The sequence below is a fragment of the Chitinophaga sp. CC14 genome, assembly GCF_048957795.1.
GTDB classification, from domain to species: domain Bacteria; phylum Bacteroidota; class Bacteroidia; order Chitinophagales; family Chitinophagaceae; genus Chitinophaga; species Chitinophaga ginsengisegetis.
Genome location: NZ_JARBFY010000005.1, coordinates 2,534,652 through 2,555,778 on the forward strand (window position 1 = coordinate 2,534,652; position 21,127 = coordinate 2,555,778).

A 21,127-nucleotide genomic window follows, 5' to 3' on the forward strand; every position below is an offset into this window, starting at 1 on the left:
ATTATTTTGGTTGCGGGTTCAATACATGGTGAGTTTAAATAATTTCATCAACTCCCTACTTGTTATAAGATATCATAAGTTTTACCAGGTGCAGTTGAAAAATCATACTCAAAAACTTTTTCCAACTGCAACACCGGTAATTTCGTTGGATCTTTTACAATGGTATTTCCGGGGATCTGTAACTGGTAAAACGGATTTGCGTTATTACCAACCGCTGCTTTTGCGGCTTTCCCGTTTATATTAACGGCCACGCGCGTACGAATACGGCAATTGCCTCCAAGTGCAGAACGGATCACGGCATGCGTGAGCTGCCCGTTCTTCCATTCCATATCTACTTCAAAACCACCTCTTGCTTTTAATCCCTTCACACTGCCGGAAGGCCAGGCATCCGGCAATGCGGGCAGCAGGTGTAATACGCCATCATGGCTTTGCAGCAACATTTCCGTAATGCCTGAAGTTACTCCAAAGTTGCCATCTATCTGGAACGGGGGATGCGCGTCAAACAGGTTGGGATAAGATCCGCCGCTGTTATCGGCTACGCTCATGGTTTGACCACCAGCCAGAAACAACTGCTTATTCAACATGGTATACGCATGATTGCCATCTTCAAGACGCGCCCACCAGTTTATTTTCCACGATTTAGACCAGCCGGTTCCGCCATCGCCGCGCAGCAGCAAACTACGTGTAGCCGCTGCCGATAGTACCTTATCCCTTCGTGGCGAAATGAAATTTCCGGGAAACAGGCCATACAGGTGAGATACATGGCGGTGGGAATCTTTTGGATCGTCCCAGTCTTTGTACCACTCCTGCAACTGTCCGTACTGACCGGTATGGAAAGGATACATTTCCTTCATGGTTTGCCTGATGCGGGCCACCAGCGCCGCATCCTGATGCAACACCTCGGCTGCCTGAATTGTATTGCTAAACAGGTCGTGAATGATAGATAGGTCCATTGTGGTGGCAATACTTACAGAGCCTTCGCGCTTGCCGTTCACCATAAAATTGTTTTCCGGCGTGGTAGAAGGACTGGTTACCCATTGACCGTCTTTGTTTTTCACCAGCCAGTCGAGCATAAACAGCGCAGCGCCTTTCAGATCGGGATATACCTGTTGCAGCATTTTTTTATCGCCGGTAAACTGGTAGTGCTCCCACAGGTGGCGGCTTAGCCAGGCCCCGCCCATTGGCCATATTGCCCATTTGGGGTTACCACTTGGGTCTGAAAAATCAATGCCACCGGCCGGGTTGGTCATACCCCAGATATCTGAGTTATGATGCGCCGTCCAGCCTTTTGCGCCATAATTAACGGCAGCGGTTACACGTCCGTGTTGCGCCAGCTGGCCAATAAAATCAAACAAAGGACTACCGCAATCCGATAAATTCGCTGTTTCGGACGGCCAGTAATTCATTTCCGTATTGATATTGATGGTATAGTTGGAGCCCCAGGGCGGCTGCATTTCTTTATTCCACAACCCCTGTAAGTTCATGGCTGGCCCGCCTTTGCGGGAACCGGATATCATCAGGTAGCGGCCGTACTGGTATAACAGGATGGTGAGTTGCGGATCGCGGTTGCCACCGTGGAGGGTATATACCTGCAGCCTTTCATCTGTTGGCAACGATGCGGAGGTGTCGCTTCCGAGGTTGAGCGACACCCGGTTAAACAACGACGTATAGTCGTTTACGTGTCCACTCATTAGTTGCGGGTAATTGCCTGCTTTCTGCAAAGGCGCCACAGCCGCCATATGCGGATCTTTCCCGTTGGGCAATCCCTCTTTAAAACTGGTTCCTATGGATAACAGGAGCATCGCTTCCGTTGCGCCGGAAATGTGTATGCCGGCGGTATCTGTTTTCACTTGTCCCCCACTTACGCGGGCATCGAGATGTACTTCGTAATTGATCCCTTTATCGCCATAAACAATCTGCTTTGGCTCATAAGCCCTTGCAGCCACGTATTCCGGGCATCTGCCTTTCATTACCAGGTAATGCGGGTTCACTACACTGCTGGTATGTGGCATCGGGTTAGCAAAGCGGGTGCTGAAACTAAGCTGCCCGGCTTTGCCGGCGGTATAGCGTATTACCAGCAATTGCGCCGGGTAACTGCAAAACACTTCTCTCGTATAGGCAATACCGTTAGCAAGGTAACTAACGCGGGCTATTCCATTGTTCAGGTCCAGTTCACGTTTATATTGTGTGGCTTCCTGCGGTATATCATTACTTATAAAAAGACTTCCCAGTGTGAGATACCGGGCGCTGTAGGTACCCATCATTTTACGGGCCACCTGGTCTGCTTCCATGTATTTTTCTTCAGTCAATAGCCGGCGGATAACAGGCAGCAGTTCTTTAGCGGACGGATTATTACCATCGCGGGGAACACTGGACCAGAGATAGCCTTCATTAAGCTGCAGTTCTTCCTCCTGTACGCCTCCAAAGATCATGGCGCCAATACGGCCATTTCCTACGGGCAGCGCTTCTACCCACTGTTTGGCTGGTTGCCGGTACCAGAGCTTTAGCAGGGAATCTGCCGGGGTGGCCGCGCCGGTGTTTCCGGCCAGGAACATCAGTGAAACTGCTAACAGATACTTTATCATCAATATATTATTTTTCAGGTTGAATCCTGCCTGTTTCCATTCCCCTGCACCAGCCGGATTTTGTACCATCCAACTATGATGATCAGGCAGGTGGGTATTCTTTATTAATTCTTTTCGTGGTATGTTGGAGAAAGGGGAATGTGTATCAGTTACCTGACATTCGTTCTTTCATCATGGAATTCATTGGTTTTCAGCAAACGTTTGCAATACCGTTGAGCATCTTAAATCAGCATTACTATCACTTCTACAGGTATTCCAAAACTTTGTTGTGCTAATATAGTCCGAAACTATGCAATCGGTTGCAAATAAATGTATGCAATTTTACCCATTTCAGGTATCTTTTTAAGACAGCGCAAAAAAGAAGAGATCGGGTAATCTTTCTGTTCTGCAAAAGCAAAAAAATAAAATTATACAATAATTGTTTTGTTCAATCGTCAGATAATAGGGTGAGGATGTTATTATGAAAAAAGGAAAACAATCCATCATTGCATCATACCGGCTGGAAGAGCTTTTGGTTGTTCCGGGGTTGATGATAGATGTTCATTATAAACGGGCCGGGGAACCGGTCCACCACCCCAATGCTGATTTCACAATGGCCCACCGGCACGAGTTTTACACATTGGCGGTAACAGGCAAACAGCGGAGCCGGCATATGGTAGATTTCAGACTGATAGACATGCCACCGGAGAGCATGTTTTTATTGGCGCCGTGGCAGGTGCACCTGTCAACGGATGAAGACCAGGTGCTGGATGTGTACCTGATTTCTTTCACTACTGATTTTTTACCTGCCGGCTTCCCTGCATTGCCTCTATGTATGGAGCACCCGGTAACGCCCGACAGTGTTGCTTACCAGGAAATATGGCATTTGTGCGCGCAGCTGCTGCGGGAATTCAATACGCGCAAGGCGCTGCAGGAGCAGGTGCTACAGCATTACCTGGCGGTATTGCTGACCCAGTTTATGCGTTATCTTCCGGAAAGTACCCGGAGATCCTCCTTACAACCGGAGTTATTAACCCGTTACCGTGAACTGATGGAGCAGCACTTATTGAGCTGGAGCAGCCCGGGAGACTATGCGCGGGCGTTGCATGTAACCACAGACCATTTGAATGAAGTAGTAAAACAGGAAACGGGACAAACGGTTTCTGCTTTACTGGCTGCAAGACGGATACTGGAGGCGAAGCGGATGTTACTGCATTCCACGCACGGCATCAAGGAAATAGCCTGGTACCTGCAGTTCAACGAAGTCACGTACTTCAACCGTTTCTTTAAACAGCATACCGGTCAAACGCCGGTAGCCTTCCGGATCTCGAGCCGGGAAAAGTATAACTATAACCCGGAATAGTGTAATAACGGAGAAGCGCGGGTCCGGTAGTTTTGCAGAAATAATTTTTGACTTATGAAACCATCAGTACTTTTTATAGCCGATGCTAGCCCTGCGGAAATAAACGGGCAAACCCCGGAAGAAGCGTTGTAACGGTTTTCCACTGGCCCCGGGAAATATCAGCCTCTTTGTTCTGCAAGCTTACCCCGCCGCAAGCCGGCGCATTATCATCATCAAATACATTTAATAAATGCCTTCAATTAAAGACAGGGCGACCAGTTTACTGATGTCGCGCATAGGGAAAACTGCGCACGTACTAAGCGTAGCGCGCATAGGAAATTTTTTATTGAAGATAGAGCTGCAGCTGCCGCAGGCATTGCCCGAACGCAGCACCCAGCACCTCAAATGTGAGGTGGCTCCATATACTTACCGCGACTATACCGTTGCATCCTGGAATACCATTGCACAAACCGCCACATTGATAGTGGATTGCGGACATGAAGGGGCGGGCAGCTCCTGGGCGCTGGGGCTTCAGCCGGGTGATGAAGTGTATTATGCAGGGCCCGGTGGTGGCCTGCATCAGCCCTCCGGCGCACAACACCTGGTATGCATAGGCGATGCCAGCGCCGCAGGGCACTTCCATTCTTTGTATCTGCGTAAAACCGCCCAACAGCAATTTCATTGTTTCCTGCAATTGGAAGATCCGGCTACGAAGCAGTTATTACAAATGCAGGTGCAACCGCTTTCCAATAACGGACATTATTTCACCGATCTGCATGAATGGTTGTACCATTATGATTTCCCGGTGGCAGATACAACTTATTATGTGGCAGGTAACCAGCAGATGGTGGTACAGGTGCGTAAATCGTTACGTCAGCAAGGCAAGCAAGTAAAGGCGCAGGGTTTCTGGGGCTAAAGCATATGGCATCAGACCAGGTGTTCTTTCATTGCCTTTACAATAGCGTTGGAGCGGGAATTTACATCAAGCTTGCGATAAATATTCATGATATGGGAACGAACTGTTCCCACACTGATATGACACCCTTCGGCTATCTGCTTGTAAGTGTCGCCATCTACCAGGCAACGTAAAATTTCCTTCTCCCGCGGCGACAATCCATAGGGATCCTGATAAACCTGTTTCTCTTTACGGAAAAAGGCCAGTACTTTGTTAACCGCCACTAAATTCGACTGCAGGGCCGTCTCATAAATCTGAGAAATAAACTCAGTCAGGGAGACCGGCGGTACATGATCCATTTTAAACGCCTCGGTTGTTGCCGGCACCTGCGTTAATCCCTGTTCCGTTTCGTTCAGGGTAAGCAATAGCACATTTATATCAGGGTAAGCTGCTTTTACTATGCTGGCGGCTTCTATCGCGGTCAATCCGGGTATCTCTATATCCATAAAAACCAGGTTGCAGATATCTTTTGCTAATTGTTGTAACGTTTCTGATGATTCGCTGTGCAATCCTGAAACTTCCAAAACACGCGCTCCTCCTAGACTACCAGGACTTATAGGCCGCACTTTTTTCATAATATTCCTTTTGGGTTATATATAATTCATATGAAATCTCCCATTGATAACTGCAAGTTCCCGGAAGCTGGTATGGTTGATAAATTATAAATGGAAAGATTACACGGTTCCCATACCCGTAACAAATTTGAAACAATTAGATGCAGCAGTCAATCGGATACATATATGGTTTTTCAATAAATATTAATATACAATTCCTTTTATATTAGCAATAAAACGAAAATATAACGTGGTATCTGGTAGTCTTTTAAAGGATTAACGGGAATACAATCAATTACTAATCAACTATTTAAAAGTCGGCACTTCTCTCATTTAAAACAAATTATACTTTAGCATATATATTACATTTGTACCTTTCCGGCTGCTCTTCGCTCAGTTCCCTTTGCGCCGGTGAGGTCGTCTCCGAGCGCTAACCGGTACTTTTCTGCTATTTCCTGCAAGGATTTCACCACCTCCGGAAACTGCTTCTGCACGTCTAATGTCTCACCCGGATCGCGTCGCATATCATACAGTGCCATAGGCACATCTACTTCCGGTTGTGCCCCGGGGAAACCATCATATCCCGGCAGATTTAATTTATACGTTCTGCCTTTGTGCGGGAGTACCAGTTTCCACGGCCCCTTCCGGATGGCCTCCAAACTATTCACCTGGTAATATACGGCCAGTTCATCCCGCGGGTTTGCTTCCGGTTCATTAAATAATAATGACTTCATATCCACTCCATCAATTTTGCGGACCGGCAATGCAGCCCCGCATAAATTGGCCACAGTGGGGAGCAGGTCAATAGTAGCAGCCATCTTATTGCAAACAGTACCGGCAGGAATTTTCCCGGGCCACCGCATAATGCACGGCACCCGCGTACCTCCTTCCCAGGAAGTACCTTTCCCTTCCCGCAAGCCACCAGTGTTTCCGGCATGATTACCATAAGACAACCACGGACCATTATCACTGGTAAAAATCACCAGGGTGTTATCAGATAAACCATTCTCTTCCAGCGTTTTTAATACCTGGCCAACAGACCAGTCTATTTCTGTTATCACATCTCCAAAAAGTCCATCCTTACTCTTTCCTTTATGTTTCTCTGAAACCGCAATAGGCACATGCGGCATGCTGTGCGCCAGGTACAGGAAAAACGGTTGCTGCCGGTTATTCTTTATAAAACGGCAGGCCCTTTCCGTATAAAGCATGGTGAGCTGCGACTGATCTTCCAGTGTTTTAATATATCTCAGTGGCTTGTTACCTTCTATCAGCGGAAGCGGCGGAAACTTGCTCCGCGGATGTGTAGAGGTATCCGAATAAGGCTTCCCATCATAATGCACCGGCCACATATCATTGGAATAAGGCAGCCCCAGGTACTCATCAAATCCATGCTGCAAAGGCAGCCACGGTTCCTTGCTACCCAAATGCCACTTGCCTACCATCCCGGTGTGATAACCCTGTGCTTTTAAAACAGATGCAATGGTTTGTTCGGCCGTGTCCAGCGCAATAGGAGACATTGGAAACAAGGCGCCATTAATGCCTACCCTGTTCGGATAACAGCCGGTGAGTAACCCCGCCCTTGATGCAGAACAAACTGCCTGCGCCGCATAAAAATAAGTGAAACGCATGCCCTGTGCGGCCATACGGTTGATATTAGGTGTGTGCCAGGGAGTACCGGCATAACATTCAAGGTCACCATAACCCATGTCATCCATGAAGATGATTACAATATTCGGCTTTTTTGCTACCGGCGGCGGTGCTGCAAAGCTGAATAATACAGCCGCCAGTATTAATGTACTCAGGCAAAAAAAAGCTTTTTTCATCCGGGACGTTTAACAATAAAAGATGGTGAGTATAAAAATATACATCTTCCTGAGATTTTCTAGAAAAATTTATGAGATCGCCTTCGGCGATGGTAAATTGTCCTGGTTCAGGATTAGGCTGATTTTCCTGAACCAGGACAACCTTCGCTTACTGCAAAATCAATTCTATCACCGGAATCTCCACATCAGGCTTGCGCACCGGCAGTTCCAGCGCCAGGTCGCCTTTATCAGTGCCACGCATCTTCACTTCCGAACCATCATTCAGTAACTGCGCGTATTTCACTTTGCCTTTCATGCCCGGCAGCTCGAAACGCTGTAACGGATAATCCAGCAGATGCACGTATAAACGTTTGGTAGTTGGGTTGTAAGTAAGCAAACTGTTATCCGGACGTTTGAACTCTGCGGGAGCTTCGGTACAACCGTAAATGGAACGGCCATTCACCTGCATCCACTCGCCCATTCCTTTCAGCCTGTCCTGTGCGCGGGCATCAAAAGTACCACGGGAGGTTGGCCCTACATTCAGCAGCAGGTTACCGCCTTTGCTCACGGACTCAATCAGCAGCACCAGTAACTGCTTGTTATCTTTCCAGGATGTTTCATCACGGTAATACCCCCACGAACCGGAGAAAGTCTGACAGGTTTCCCAATGGATACGTTTACCGTTGCGGGTAGGCCATTCAGATACTTTATATTGCTCCGGCGTGGCAAAATCACCACCATCTTCGTACTCGCCCAGGTCCAGGCGGTCGTTGATGATAATACCCGGTTGCAGTTTGCGGATCATTTTAATAAGATCCAGCGAATTCCAGTCGTTATGATCTTTCCCATGTTCACCGGGAAAAGAGAAGTCAGTCCAGAGGATATCTATCTTTCCATAATTGGTCATCAGTTCCTTCACCTGGTTCTTCAGGTAAGTACGGTATTTTTCCATATCACGGCCTTTATTCAGCTGCTCATAATCCTTTGGATCGGAAGGGCGCTGCGGATGCACCCGATCAATGGTATAATCCGGATGATGCCAATCGATCAGCGAATAGTAAAAGCCTACTTTCAATCCTTCTGCCCGGAAAGCGTCGACCCATTCTTTGATCAGATCTCTTTTAGCTGCGGTGTTAGGCGCTTTATAATCGGTGTATTTGGAATCAAACAGGCAGAAGCCTTCATGATGCTTAGTGGTAATCACCGCATACTTCATACCTGCAGCTTTCGCCTGCCGGGCCCATTCACGTGGATTGTACAGATCAGGATTGTAGAGATCAAAATATTTCTGATAAGCGCTGTCGGTGATATGCTCATTGCTCTTTACCCATTCATGGCGGGAAGGCATGGAATACAGTCCCCAGTGAATAAACATGCCAAAGCGGTCGTTCACCCACCACGCCAGCCGCTGTTCTTTTTGTGCATCCGTTTCATTGAATATTTTCTTCTCCTGTGCATTTACTGCCGACAGGAAAACCAGGAAAGTGAGGATACAAAGCGATAGTTTCTTCATAACTAAATAAATTATACAAATTTGGTTTGATACAAGGTTATTCGGCTACCAGCCAGGTGTAACCATTTGCCGGGATAGTTACTTTAACATGCGCGTTATAACTACGGTCAAGGGTATACGTTTTTAGTAGCCCTTCTTTTTCCCGGATACGTACGCTTTGTGTGAGCCCGCTGTAATACAAGGGCAAAGCCACTTCACGGGTAATGGCCTGTTGAGTTGGATTATACAGCATCACCAGGGCCTTTTGCGGCAATTGTGCGCTTACGTGCATAATCCCGTCCCAGTCGCGGCCATCAGCCCTGCGCAGGTGAATGATATCAGTATTAAGAATGTTACGGTATTTTTTATACCAGCTGATCATATTCTTCACCAGGTTTTTGGTACTATCGGTGTCGTATAAACGCGGACCGCGGTAGCACGCCTGAACGCCGGCGCCGTAGTACTGTGCCATCAGCTGGTCGTACGCGTCCAGGTGATCTTTCAGCGGTTCAAGGGTAGCAGCTGCGCCACCGCCCTGGTATTCGCTGAGCGGTACAAAGCCCCAGCCCATGGAAGGGGTTTTCTCCCAGGTGCCGTCAAAAATATTCTGCCTGTTTAGGATCAGTTGTTCTTCGCGCGGCAGGGAAAAGTTCACTTCCCGGTAACCCAATGCTATTTTGTTGGTACCATCCATGAAGTACCAGTCGGGCGCATTTACATACACGCCTTTTTCATTGAGCCAGTGATAAAGTCCTTTCTGTAGCTGCATTTGCTTCCACTGGGAATCTTCCAGGCCGGTATGACCGGGGTGTGTGGTGGATGCGCAAACATCTCCCGGATAAGGGCCATCGTTTTCAAAAATATCGAAGCCGGTAGCGCTGATAAAACTTTTAATTTTCTGCAGATAACCCAGGCCCCATTTACTTCCCATACAGGGAGCATTGCCAAAAAATGCGCCGCCTGTTTTGCCGGTAGCCGGGTTAATTACGTCATCTTCCTCACTGATACGCCTGCTCGAAAACAGGGAGTAACCGCCCAGCAGTATCTTTTTACTATGTGCATAATCCGCCAGTGCTTTGAACTTAGCGATGTTGGCAGCACCGGTATCTTCCATATTCAAACCACTGCCAAAGCTAAGGATCACGCCTTCATAGCCGGTTGCAGCACACTGGTCAATAATCGCCTTTACCTTCACCGGGTCGGTACTTACCAGGTGCATAAAAATGGGATTCTCTGTGGTCCAGGGTGCAATGGTGCGGTAAAATCTTCTTTTAGCCAATCCATTTCTTTCGCGGTCGTAACTATCAAACAACAGTTCGTAGGTGCGGATAGATTCAAAATGTTCACCGGCAGCTAAGGTAATGCCTACCGGTACAATCGGGTATACTTCCAGCAGGCAGGGCGTTTGCAGATCATAGTTTACCTGGGAGGTGTAGGTGCTATCTGCTTTCCAGTGCGTGGTTTGATCACTGAGATTTGCCTTCATGGCATTATTGAAAGCATAATTACTTTCAATATAAATTCCGTGCGGCACCTGCATTTTATTCACACCGCCTACTACTGCAGATTCTTCTTCCGGTGTTGCCAGTATTTCATTCACTACCTGTTGCAGCTTTACGGGTTGCCCGCCCTGGTTGGTGATCTCCAGCCATTTCGAGATGAGTGGAATAGCATCAAATATATCGTAGTGTACTTTAACATGGATCCCTTTCAGCTCAGGCGCCTGCGCTTCATAGAAAAAGGTAAGCTCCTTGCCGGTGGGCTGCTTTGGATTGCTGCACCAGCCGTTTGCCTGCCATTTTAAATAGGGAGAGATGGAGGTTACCTGGTGGCCGCTGTATATAAAATCTGTTGAACCGGCTTTCAGGTTGTCCAGCCACGCGGGGAGCAGGTACGCCTGTTGTTTCTGCCCTTGTGCGCCGCCAATCATATAGTCGTGCCCGTTAATAGTAAGCCAGGCTTCCGGTTTAATGGCGCGCAGCAACTGTTCACCGCTGACCAGGTTGCGGTAGTCGGTGCATATCACGTTAGGGGTTATACGAAAACTCCGGCTCAGCAACCCGTTGCTGAGCGTAATTTCCTTATCTTTTTCAGTTACCATGGCGGTATACGACTGGTGGCTGATGAGCCAGTCGGTCGCAGGGGCTTTCACCTGTGCGATCGCTATACCGGAATAAAGACTGATAACCAGTCCAAACAGGAGTTGTGTGTTTTTCATGTTCTTGTTCTTCTGATAAATTATTATTTCACTGGTTGCAGGATTACTTTCCGTAACCAGCATAGTTCATTTTTGTTACCGGAAACCGGTTTCACTGTCAGGTTTTGTTTTCCTTCCTTATCGATATGTATAATGCCTATTGCGTGTTGAATAAAGTTCATGGGTTTGTGGCTGTCGTAGCTACCGGTTACCAGCGTGAGGAAAGGCAGTTGTTGTCCGCCGAGGGTTACCAGTCCCTGTTGCGAGGCGCTGCCTGGTTCGCATGCGTAATCCAGTATAATTTTATAGTCGCCTGCGTCCTGCACTTCCAGCGGAAATACGATGGCATCATCCGGGGTTACCATACCGGTGATGCAGTTATCATGTTTCCAGTCGCCAAAGTAATGAGAATAAGTAAAGAGTTTGCTTTTGGCGGCGCCATTGAAAACGGCCCATACAGCGGGGATTTCCGCCTGCGGATATTCGCTGCTCACGGTTTGCGTGCGAAGCTGTGATAAGTCGGTTTGCGGCCCCGTATATTCCACTTCCAACACGGTGCTTCGTGTATCCGGCAACGTTACCGGCAGGTGGATAATGGTTTCTTCCGGCAGCTGTTTCCATACAAGCAGGTTTTTAGTGCCCATAATTTTCACCGATTTAATTTTGGCGGTGAGTCCGGGTACCCGTAATTGCCTGTTGGCGGGCATTTGCCAGATATGCAGGAATAACTTTCCGGGCTTACTGGTGGTTACGCCCCAGGGCTGTGCCGGGATCAGTCCCCAGGTAGTGCCGTAAATGCTTTCGCCGTAGGTTTGCAGCCATTTACCGGTGGCTTTCAGGTATGTTATGGAATAGGCGGGCCATTGGCCATTGCCATCGGGACCAACATTCAGCATGAGGTTTCCTCCTTTGGAGGCCACATTACCGAGGAGCCGGATGATTTGCTCAGGTGATTTAAAGTTCAGGTCGTGCCGGATATAGCCCCAGGAGTCGTTATGTGTATAAATGGATTCCCAGGCGCCGGGGATGGGAACCGGGGGCACTTCAGAATCGCCAAAGTCGCGGTAATCGCCAAGATCATGACCTACGCGGCTGCTGAATAAGCAGCCTGGCTGCAGTAACCGGAGACTATCGATCATTTGTTTCGTTTGCGCTGAGGTTAACCCGCCGGGCATATCAAACCAAACGAGGCCCAGCGGGCCGTAATTGGTTAATAGTTCTTTCAGCTGCGGGATCGATTTGGTGCGATAGTATTGCTGGTAATCTTTCTCTTTATTTTTAAAATCCCAGTTATTGCCTCCGCCGTCAGGTTCGTGCCAGTCGAGGAACTGGGAGTAATAGAATCCGAATTGTATGCCTTTTGCACGGCAGGCGTCGGATAGCGCCTTCATGGGGTCTTTTTTATAGGGAGACGCATCTACAATATCAAAGTCTGTTACTTTGGAATCGTACATGCTGAAGCCTTCGTGGTGTTTGGCGGTGATCACCATATATTTAATCCCGGATTGCCGGGCTGTTTCCGCCCATTCTTCTGCATTAAACCCGGTAGGGTTGAATGATTGCGCTACTTTGGCATATTCTGATGCCGGCGCTTTTGCGCGGTTCATGATCCATTCGCCACTGCCGTAGTAGCTGCTGTCTTTCCAGCGGCCGCCGAGTTTAGAGTAAAGTCCCCAGTGAATGAACAATCCGAATTTTGCTTCCCCGAACCATTTCAGCCCCGGGTGGAGCTTATTGGCTACGGCACCTTTATTCCACATATCCGGCATGTCCTGGGCATTCCCTTTTAGCGGGGTGAGCAGGCATAGGAATAGCAATAACGTTGGAATCCGGTGAAACATATAGCTAAGTTTAGTAGTACAACCCGTAAAAAATATACATATCCCGTGGCATATGCAAATGCATGGAAAATGGTATCAGGGAAAGGGAAAATGCTACAATCAAAGGTAATGGGCGGGCTCATCGCGTCATTAACCAATGATTAACGATTATTCCGGGTAGTAATATTTAATTTCGATACCAGACAAGTTACAATAACTAAGCATTATGGTAACTTTCCAAATTCAGCAATCATCTTATTTAGCTTAATAACAGGCTATAATGTGTTATCAGCATCTGACGCAATGCCGCAGGTGCCATGTGAATGTTTTAAAGACCTCTGCTGTATGTCATCAGCAGGGGTTTCTTTTTTTAACCCATCCCCCGTTATTTCAATTCTTGTTTGGGTTTAATTAACGCTCTGCACCAGCTATCCGGCTAATATTGTTTTACCGTTTTATGTTCAGTAGTATCTGAAATGCATACAACTAACAAATATCTTACCTGTTGGCCTTTTCAGGCCGACGGTGCACTTTGTAAACACCGGTTGCGTTTAAACAATCACCCACCGGTTTCACGATCAATGGGTTTTTGATTTAATCATCATCTAGCTACAGCGCCTCTGCGGTTTCCACTGCGGAGGCTTTTTTTGATATTGAAAATGAATATTTATTCGCTTATCTTTGTAGGGTGAAACTGAAAGACGATAAAAAAGTAGTCCAGATTTTCCAGGCAGCCCTCAAGCTGGTGGCTAAAAAAGGTTTGTCCGGCGTTACAATGGGCGACATCTCCCGGGAAGCCGGCATTGCCACAGGGACTCTCTACGTTTACTTCAAAGGCAAAGATGAACTGATCAATGCCTTATTCGCCGCCTGCAGGGAAAACTCGGTACAGGTATCTTTTAAAGGTTACAACCCGCAATTACCCTTCAAACCCGGGTTTAAAAATATCTGGCTGAATATCCTGCGCTATAAGCTGCAACACTTTGAAGAAGTGATTTTTATGGAGCAATGTTATCATTCTCCCTTTATCACTGCCGGTACAAGGGAAAAGGCCCAGCAACTGTCCGCCCCCTTCTACGCTTTGATGGAAAGAGGGCAGAAAGAACAACTTATCAAGCAAACAGATACGGGGCTATTGCTCATCTTTATGCTGGGCGCCATGAATGAACTGGTAAAACAAACGCACTACAGTGGCATCACTCTTAACAGAAGCCGGATCAACAGTACTTTCGACCTTTGCTGGGATGCCCTGAAAGCATAATGATAAATGAATAAATGTTCACAAATTAATACCTCTGCATATGTCAGACATCATGATCGCAGTAGACCTGAGCAGCTTTTCAGAAAACCTGATCAGGACCGGCCTGGAACTGGCCGATAAAATGAATGCTTCCGTTACCCTTTTCTCCGTAGTAGAAATAGGCATCGGCATAGGCCTGCCGGAAGGCGGACCGGTATTTACCGACGATATTCCGGCACGTATCCGGGAAGTGGAGGAAAGACTGGAAGCCTACAAACAAAATTACCCGGATAACAAGAACATCAGCATTGTGGTAGGCACCGGGAATCCTAAAAATGAAACACTGGTACAGGCGCATGAAAGCAACGCCACTATGCTGGTGGTAGGTACCCACGGGCGAACCGGCCTGGATCATATGCTGCTGGGCAGCAATGCGGAATATATCATCCGCCACTCCCGTATACCCGTATTGGTTGTTCCCTATAACCAGGAAGAACACTAAGCACAACACGCAACAATTGATACTCAACAGTGGAAAACTCCCGGTGCTACCGGGAGTTTTTTTATGCACTAAACGCTTCTCCTCATTTTTAAACCATTACTATGAAAAAACATCACTCCCGCAAAATTATACCTGGTGCCGGGAGATTAAAATACCCTTAAACTCCCCGCAGCTACAGGAATTCGTTTAAAAGTTGGTATACCTTTGTGTTCAATGCGAACAACAGATCTAACGAAACCCACGAACCTTTGAAAAAGAAATTTTTTACTGCAGCGTTTTTGCGTAAGCTCCACCTGAAAGAGCTGTTGGCGGTGTTATTCATATTACTGGCCATCTATTTTTTCCGCTCACAGCGTCATGAATTATATTCCCTGATCCCCGCTATTGAAAAAGCACACAGAAGCTGGGTAGTATTGGGAGTGGTGGTAACGATGGCCTATATTTTATTACAGGCAGCCATGTATGTATTCAGTTTCCGTGCAGTGGGCGCAAAACTGGATACCGGCAGAAGCACCGAACTATTCCTGAAGCGCAATCTTTTATCCGTATTCCTCCCGGCAGGCGGTATCAGCTCACTGGCTTATCTGCCACAAAGCTTACGCCGCACCGGTTTACATAAACAACAGATCCACCAGGCTTCCGGTATCTATGGCTTTGTAGGGATCCTCTCTGTTTTCCTGGTGGGCATTCCGGTAGTAGCCTATGCCATGTTGCACGCAGCCACCATGAAAGATGCTTTGTGGGGACTCATTGCTATCTGTGCACTGCTGCTCGGCGTGGTATGGCTGGTACGTTCCATGCAATTGAAAGGCAAAGCCTATCAGTGGCTGGTAAAATATTTTCCTGGAGCAGCACGGCAGGCAGATGAAATATTTACATTTCAATTGTCGGTCCCCTCTTTTATGAATACCGTACTCGCGTCTGTACTGATAGAAGTGGCCGGCGTAGGGCATCTTTACCTGAGCATGCTGGCAGTGGGCGTTACACCGTCGCTGGAAGCGGCTTGTGTGGGATATATAGTAGCTACCATCTTTCTAATTATTTCCCCTTTTCTCCGCGGACTGGGCGCCATCGAATTATCGCTGGCCTATATCCTCAGCAACTATGGATTCAGTACGCTGGAAGCGCTGGAAATCACTTTATTATTCCGGTTGTTTGAATTCTGGCTGCCGCTGATTGCAGGGATGATAGCCTTTGCCCTGAAAGGAAGAGAGCTGGTATTACGGTTATTGCCTCCTATCCTGATCTTCCTGCTGGGCATGGTGAATATTTTTTCTGTACTCACCCCTCCCCTTGCCAACCGTATGCATCTGTTGCGCGCTTATATTCCCGGTACTTCCATCCATGCCACCAACTTACTGGTGGTATTCCTGGGACTGGTGCTGCTGGTAACCGCCACCTTTTTATTCCGGGGCTTACGCAGCGCCTGGATCGTGGCGCTGGCGGTTTCCCTGTTATCGGTATTTGGTCATATCGGGAAGGCGCTGGATTATGAAGAAGCTTCGCTGGCACTGGTTACCAGCATAATATTGCTCATCACTTCGCGGCAATACCGGGTAAAGAGTAATCCGCAGCTGGTGAATATCGGCGTGGTAACGGCATTGGCTACACTGTTCGTCGTCCTTATTTTTGGCACCATCGGTTTTTATTTTTTAGATGTGAGACATTTTGGGATCGATTTCACCTGGCAGCAATCTATCCGTCATGCTTTCCATTGTTTTATGTTGCTGGAAGACGACGGCCTGCAACCCGTTACCCGGTTCGGAAAGGAATTTATGTCGGCGATCCGGGTGTTAGGCGTAAGTGCATGGGCTTTCCTCTTTTATACCATTATACGCCCTTACCTGCATGTAACGCAGCAAACCAATACCAGTTTGGAGAAAGCGCGGTTCTACCTGAGCCAGTATGGCGATTCACCAATGGATTACTTCAAAATAGGACAGGACAAACTGTTGTTTATGTCTGAACAATACGAAGGTTTCATCGCTTACCGCGTGGCAGGCAGTTTTGCTATTGTACTGGAAGAACCGGTATGCAGCGAAGATAATAAGCTGCTGGTATTGGAAGAATTTGAACACCAATGCAGGAAGATGGGCCTGCGGCCTGCTTTCTACCGGGTGGATGAAGACAGTACCTATTATTTCAGTCATCTTAAAAAGAAAAAGATGCTGATCGGACAGGAAGCGATTATGGATATACGGGACTTCACGCTGAGCGGCAAAGACAAGAAATCACTGCGTAATGGCTTGAACAGTCTCGCTAACAAGGGCTATGTTACTGCTTTTCACGCGGCGCCGCAATCGCCCGCTATGCTGCATGCTTTAAAAGCAGTGAGCGATGAATGGCTGCATCAGTATGAAGTAAAGGAACTCACTTTTTCACAGGGATTATTTGATGAAGATGTGATCCGTAACCAGGACATCATTACCGTAACTGATGCAGAAGGAAAAGTAGCGGCGTTCCTCAATATTATCCCTGACTATGCCCCGGGGGAATGCACCTATGACCTGATCCGCAAACGTGCCGATGCACCGGGTGGCGTAATGGATGCGCTGATCATTGCACTGATCCAGGATGCGCAGCAAAAAGAACTGCATTACCTGAACCTGGGCATGGTACCGATGTCCGGCATTATCCAGCCGGAAAATACCGCGGAAAAAATGGTGAAGTATGCATATGAGAAGTTGCGCTTCTTCCGGCATTACCAGGGTTTACGGGAGTTTAAAGAGAAATATGCCACCGAGTGGACTAATAAATACCTCGTATACGAACATGATTTCGACCTGATACAATTACCTTCTGCACTCAGTAAGGTAATGCAGCCCTGAGGCCGACGAACAATAGCGGAACGGATTTTGTTTTACAGAGAGGCGTTAATTGAGTTGAGTATATGATACCAGGTAAATTATTTCATGCAGCAAAGCTGCTCAGTTTTTTTCTCTTCTTTACCGCGTTTCAGTTAAAGGCACAAAGCGGGGTTAATAACCTGCCGGTGGTGATCAAAGCGCCTCCCGCAGGCAGTACCGCGCCATTGATCGTGTATATAACCGGGGACGGAGGCATGAAGAAGTTTTCTGCGAACGTGATTGAATCGTTCCGTCAGCAGAATTACCCCGTAGTGGCATTGAATGCGCTGAAATATTTCTGGAGTAAAAAATCACCGCAGCAGGCGGCAAAGGATATAACCTCGCTGATTACGTATTACCAGGCGCAGTGGGGCAGTAACCGCGGAGTGGTGTTGGTGGGGTATTCGCTGGGCGCTGATGTGCTGCCGTTTATTTACACCAGCCTGCCACCGGAAATAGCCGGGGAAGTAAAACACCTGGTATTCCTGTCGCCGTCTCTTTATACAGATCTCGAAGTACATCTTTCGGATATGCTGGGCAGATCCGGTAATAAAGGGATGAGTGTTCCGGCTGAGATCAATAAAATTATCAATAAACCATTACTGCTGGTATTTGGGGCAGAAGAAAAAGACTTCAACCTTTCAGCGTTGAATGTCCGGTATGAAAAGATGATCCTGCCTGGCGGGCATGCTTACGACGAAGATGCCGGTGGCGTGGCGGGTAAGATACTAGCGGCGTTACGCACAGGTGTTACTCCATAGGCAGCTGATATCTTTTAGCCAGTTCCTTTCTCATTTCTTTAGTCAGGGCAATCCTGGCTGCTCCGATCATCACATGATCATCGGCCAGTGATGTAATATGGCGGAATCCTATCACAAACCAGTGATGCACCCGCATAAAAGCGCTGGCTGGCAGCTGTGAAATGATCCAGTCCAGTTTCTCGGTGGTAACCAGTTTCTGATCGCGGAGGTGAAGCATGATATGATCATCCATTACTTCTACGTATTGCAGATCCTCATAAAATACTTTTTCAAAGCTGTGCTGTGTTTTCAGCGTGAAGTAATCCGCTGAATATTTGGTGGGGTAAGTGATTGCGTTCATTTCTATAGTCTTATAAATTTTAGAGAACACATTGTTTAAGGCTTCGGCGGTAAATGGCAGGTGCATAAGTGCCGCCGGGAGGAAATCAAATCCACCGGGTGGTGTATCATTGTACGCCATTATCAAAACGGGCAACACGCCCGTAATGGTCATTGGAAGGGAAAGCGGATCGTCATAATCTCCTGCTATCAGTACATGAATGGTTTGCGTTTCCAGCCAAAAACGTGCTTCGGCCATCGTCCGGCTTCTGCAAACCAGGTAAACATAGGGGATAGCAGACAAAAAATCCTCCAGCTCTTCAAATCCCTCCGGGTTATTACCCAAAATAATACAGTTTAGTACCATAGAGCTGATTTAAGTCAAATATGGGTACGTAAATTTACTCCAGTCAGTTGCCACGGAAGCAGACGATTCAAGTAGGGCAGGTGACTGAACAGAAACCCGCGTATAATCTAAAATCTAATCTAAACCGCGTTATGAAAAAAAAGTTATTGTTCACATAAGATCTTCATCAAAGCTGACAATAATTTCAGTCGTAAAATTGGATCTATTCCGGGGGACAACAGTTAATCGAATGTTAAGTATTTTGGAAAAAGAAAAGTGGACAGATAAAGCCACTGTCCCGAAAGACAATACTTTCCCTGTCCACCCATTAAGGAAGATTACATAAAAGATCCTGGAACAGCTGCGTCACAGCTGTGCAACAGATCTAAGGCCCTGAAAGGGCAGCGTGGGCGCAGGGAGAGCTAACAGGGAGGCCGGTTAACTGGTCAGTGCGCGGACCATGTTTACCAAATAAGGAAGCATAAAAGAAACATCGTACTCGCGGCGATCAGGTTTTTTGAGAACCTGACGTTGAAGCCGCCTTTTTCTGAGTAGAAGTAACTTTCTTTGTACCGGTCGTACTCAATGGGAGCACCTAACTCCTTCATCATTTTGAGGAATTCATAGAGTGTTCTTTCGGAAATACGAAGCCGCTTGGCTAACTGAGCGGGCTTACCGGTCCCTTTGATCCTAATGAGGTAATCAATGGTCTGTAGTCTGTCAAAATAACGCTTTGGCATGTGGCATAGAGGGGTCTTAACGGTTATTTACTGAATATACGATTTGTGTCTTTATTAAACCAGCATTATCATATATATATTTAAACGTAAATATTAACAATCTGGTTTAAACGGGTTTTCGAAAATTTAGCTGCGGAACAATGGCGCTGATGCGGATTAGCTGCGTACTTTTACTAAACGTTCTTACATCGGTTTTATTGGCTCAAAAGCCTGAAAAAAACTCACTGCAATAATGCTTCATAGATAATGTTGGTGAGGGCTGTACCGTGATCCACTGCGGGATCCGGAGGCCTCGTAGCATACACTTTACCATTCTTTCCAATGATAATAAATGAGGGATACTTACTAATACTGTATTGCGTAAGCACATCCCGATGTTGTTCATCCAGCTGCCATAACCATCCCGGAAAACCCTTTACAGCATTGCCATTGCAGCATATATTCACAAACGTAACGTTATCATCAAAGCAATTTTTTATTTCTGCAAGCACAGGCTGCAGCGGATCTGTTGCACTGTAAAAATGCAGCAGTACTACCTTTCCGCTGAATTGCCGCAGGCTCACCAGGTTGCCCTGCGTATCCTGGAAACTAAAAGCCGGCGCCATTACACCTTTGCTGATTCCTTTCCTGGATCGTCCGTAAAGCTTTGCGATGGCCTGTTTACATGCTTCATCCTGCACCACTTCCAGGTAATCGCGTACACACCACTCCTGTTCCTCCGGCGAATTGCCTGCTGCAAAACCCAGCATCAGTGAATGCGCCAGTAACCTGTCGCGCAACCGGCCACTGTAATGCGTTTTAAGCCATTCATAAATCGCCCTGTTATTACATTCATAACGATGCTGAATAAAATAATCTGCCTCTGCTTTATGCAGCAGGTAACTTAAATAACGTATAGACGTTACCGTTGTATCCGAAGAAATGAGCTGCGGTAATGCAGGTAGTATGTTATCCTTATAAAAAAGCACCTGTCTCTCTTCCAGCGTACTATCCGGCGCAGCAGCCACTTTCCATAAAGTACTCACCAACCCGGATGCCGCTTCCGCCAGCACATGTGTTCTCGCCAGCGCCCATGTGGCAGTATTTATACTATCGCGGTAAACAGCCAATACCCTGCCCGCCACCTGTAACCGCTGCCGGTAAGCCGTTGCCAGCCGTAACGCATCAGGCAATTCAGGCATCGCCACTGCGGCCTGCTCCCGCTTAGCCGTATAAACCGCCCTGTTCAGCACCGCGGCACTGCCGCCAAACAGGATACTGTCGCCCTGCATTATCATCCGCAAACTATCTCCCCCACGGATCATCCCATAAAAATTATATCCATTACCGGCATCTGCATAAAAAAATATCATCCGTTCAACCGGAACGGATACACGGAAATAAAAAGAATCCGTTTTTAATAAGGTGTCCTGCGTAACTGCCGGAGATATTCCCGGGTCATACCAGTAAGACAATGATACCTTCCTTACAGGACGGTCCACTACCCTGCCCGTAATCACCGTGGCGGATTGTGCTGCAGCTGTTCCTGCCAGCATCAGAAAAATACAGCTGATACGCAGCAGCTGCTTCATCATAGGAGGACGGTTCATAATTAGATTTTAAAATGGTGAAAATCCCCGTAGTAAAAACCACAGGGAGATAATATTCA

General features: G+C 47.3%; 14 protein-coding genes. 6 read left to right on the forward strand and 8 right to left on the reverse strand.

Translation table 11 applies throughout. From position 1 onward, the window contains the following. Positions 1-62: 62 nt before the first annotated feature. Entirely contained in the window at positions 63-2,585 is a 2,523-nt protein-coding gene (locus PV783_RS29905) for a glycosyl hydrolase family 95 catalytic domain-containing protein (protein WP_420990594.1), read from the reverse strand. A gap of 460 nt (positions 2,586-3,045) precedes the next feature. Between PV783_RS29905 and PV783_RS29910 the strand changes: the two genes are divergently transcribed. Together PV783_RS29910 and PV783_RS29915 are read left to right on the forward strand one after the other, a co-directional pair. After that, positions 3,046-3,927: a helix-turn-helix domain-containing protein gene (locus PV783_RS29910; protein WP_079470880.1), complete on the forward strand. Its 882-nt coding sequence runs from the start codon at positions 3,046-3,048 to the stop codon at positions 3,925-3,927. A gap of 229 nt (positions 3,928-4,156) precedes the next feature. After that, positions 4,157-4,822 (forward strand): siderophore-interacting protein, encoded by a 666-nt coding sequence (locus PV783_RS29915; RefSeq protein WP_420990595.1) that lies wholly within the window; start codon positions 4,157-4,159, stop codon positions 4,820-4,822. 11 nt (positions 4,823-4,833) lie between these two features. On the opposite strand, the gene PV783_RS29920 is transcribed toward PV783_RS29915, so the two are convergent. The 5 genes from PV783_RS29920 to PV783_RS29940 form a co-directional block, all read right to left on the reverse strand. Continuing rightward, positions 4,834-5,436: a DNA-binding response regulator gene (locus PV783_RS29920; RefSeq protein ID WP_420990596.1), complete on the reverse strand. Its 603-nt coding sequence runs from the start codon at positions 5,434-5,436 to the stop codon at positions 4,834-4,836. 341 nt (positions 5,437-5,777) lie between these two features. Next, positions 5,778-7,238, reverse strand: a complete 1,461-nt coding sequence (locus PV783_RS29925) for a sulfatase (protein ID WP_420990597.1) — start codon at positions 7,236-7,238, stop codon at positions 5,778-5,780. Positions 7,239-7,386: 148 nt separating this feature from the next. Next, positions 7,387-8,730: an alpha-L-fucosidase gene (locus tag PV783_RS29930; RefSeq protein WP_420990598.1), complete on the reverse strand. Its 1,344-nt coding sequence runs from the start codon at positions 8,728-8,730 to the stop codon at positions 7,387-7,389. Positions 8,731-8,767: 37 nt separating this feature from the next. Further along, positions 8,768-10,927 carry an alpha-galactosidase gene (locus PV783_RS29935; RefSeq protein WP_420990599.1) on the reverse strand — a complete coding sequence of 720 codons (2,160 nt, stop codon included), beginning with the start codon at positions 10,925-10,927 and terminating at the stop codon, positions 8,768-8,770. Between the two features lie 23 nt (positions 10,928-10,950). Then, positions 10,951-12,747 (reverse strand): alpha-L-fucosidase, encoded by a 1,797-nt coding sequence (locus tag PV783_RS29940; protein ID WP_420990600.1) that lies wholly within the window; start codon positions 12,745-12,747, stop codon positions 10,951-10,953. 667 nt (positions 12,748-13,414) lie between these two features. Here PV783_RS29940 and PV783_RS29945 point away from each other — a divergent pair. From PV783_RS29945 to PV783_RS29960, 4 genes are all read left to right on the forward strand, one after another. Continuing rightward, positions 13,415-13,987 carry a TetR/AcrR family transcriptional regulator gene (locus PV783_RS29945; RefSeq protein ID WP_111577938.1) on the forward strand — a complete coding sequence of 191 codons (573 nt, stop codon included), beginning with the start codon at positions 13,415-13,417 and terminating at the stop codon, positions 13,985-13,987. A gap of 40 nt (positions 13,988-14,027) precedes the next feature. Beyond that, positions 14,028-14,468: a universal stress protein gene (locus PV783_RS29950; RefSeq protein ID WP_079470887.1), complete on the forward strand. Its 441-nt coding sequence runs from the start codon at positions 14,028-14,030 to the stop codon at positions 14,466-14,468. A gap of 248 nt (positions 14,469-14,716) precedes the next feature. Continuing rightward, positions 14,717-17,296: a phosphatidylglycerol lysyltransferase domain-containing protein gene (locus tag PV783_RS29955; RefSeq protein ID WP_363440695.1), complete on the forward strand. Its 2,580-nt coding sequence runs from the start codon at positions 14,717-14,719 to the stop codon at positions 17,294-17,296. Between the two features lie 62 nt (positions 17,297-17,358). Continuing rightward, positions 17,359-18,075, forward strand: coding sequence for an AcvB/VirJ family lysyl-phosphatidylglycerol hydrolase (locus PV783_RS29960; RefSeq protein ID WP_420990601.1), 717 nt, complete (start codon positions 17,359-17,361; stop codon positions 18,073-18,075). Here PV783_RS29960 and PV783_RS29965 read toward each other — a convergent pair. Together PV783_RS29965 and PV783_RS29970 are read right to left on the reverse strand one after the other, a co-directional pair. Next, on the reverse strand, positions 18,065-18,760 hold the full coding sequence (locus tag PV783_RS29965) for a LytR/AlgR family response regulator transcription factor (RefSeq protein ID WP_079470890.1): 696 nt from the start codon (positions 18,758-18,760) through the stop codon (positions 18,065-18,067). The genes PV783_RS29960 and PV783_RS29965 overlap by 11 nt on opposite strands. Before the next feature lie 940 nt (positions 18,761-19,700). Beyond that, positions 19,701-21,068, reverse strand: coding sequence for a TlpA family protein disulfide reductase (locus tag PV783_RS29970; protein ID WP_420990602.1), 1,368 nt, complete (start codon positions 21,066-21,068; stop codon positions 19,701-19,703). Between the last annotated feature and the right edge of the window lie 59 nt (positions 21,069-21,127).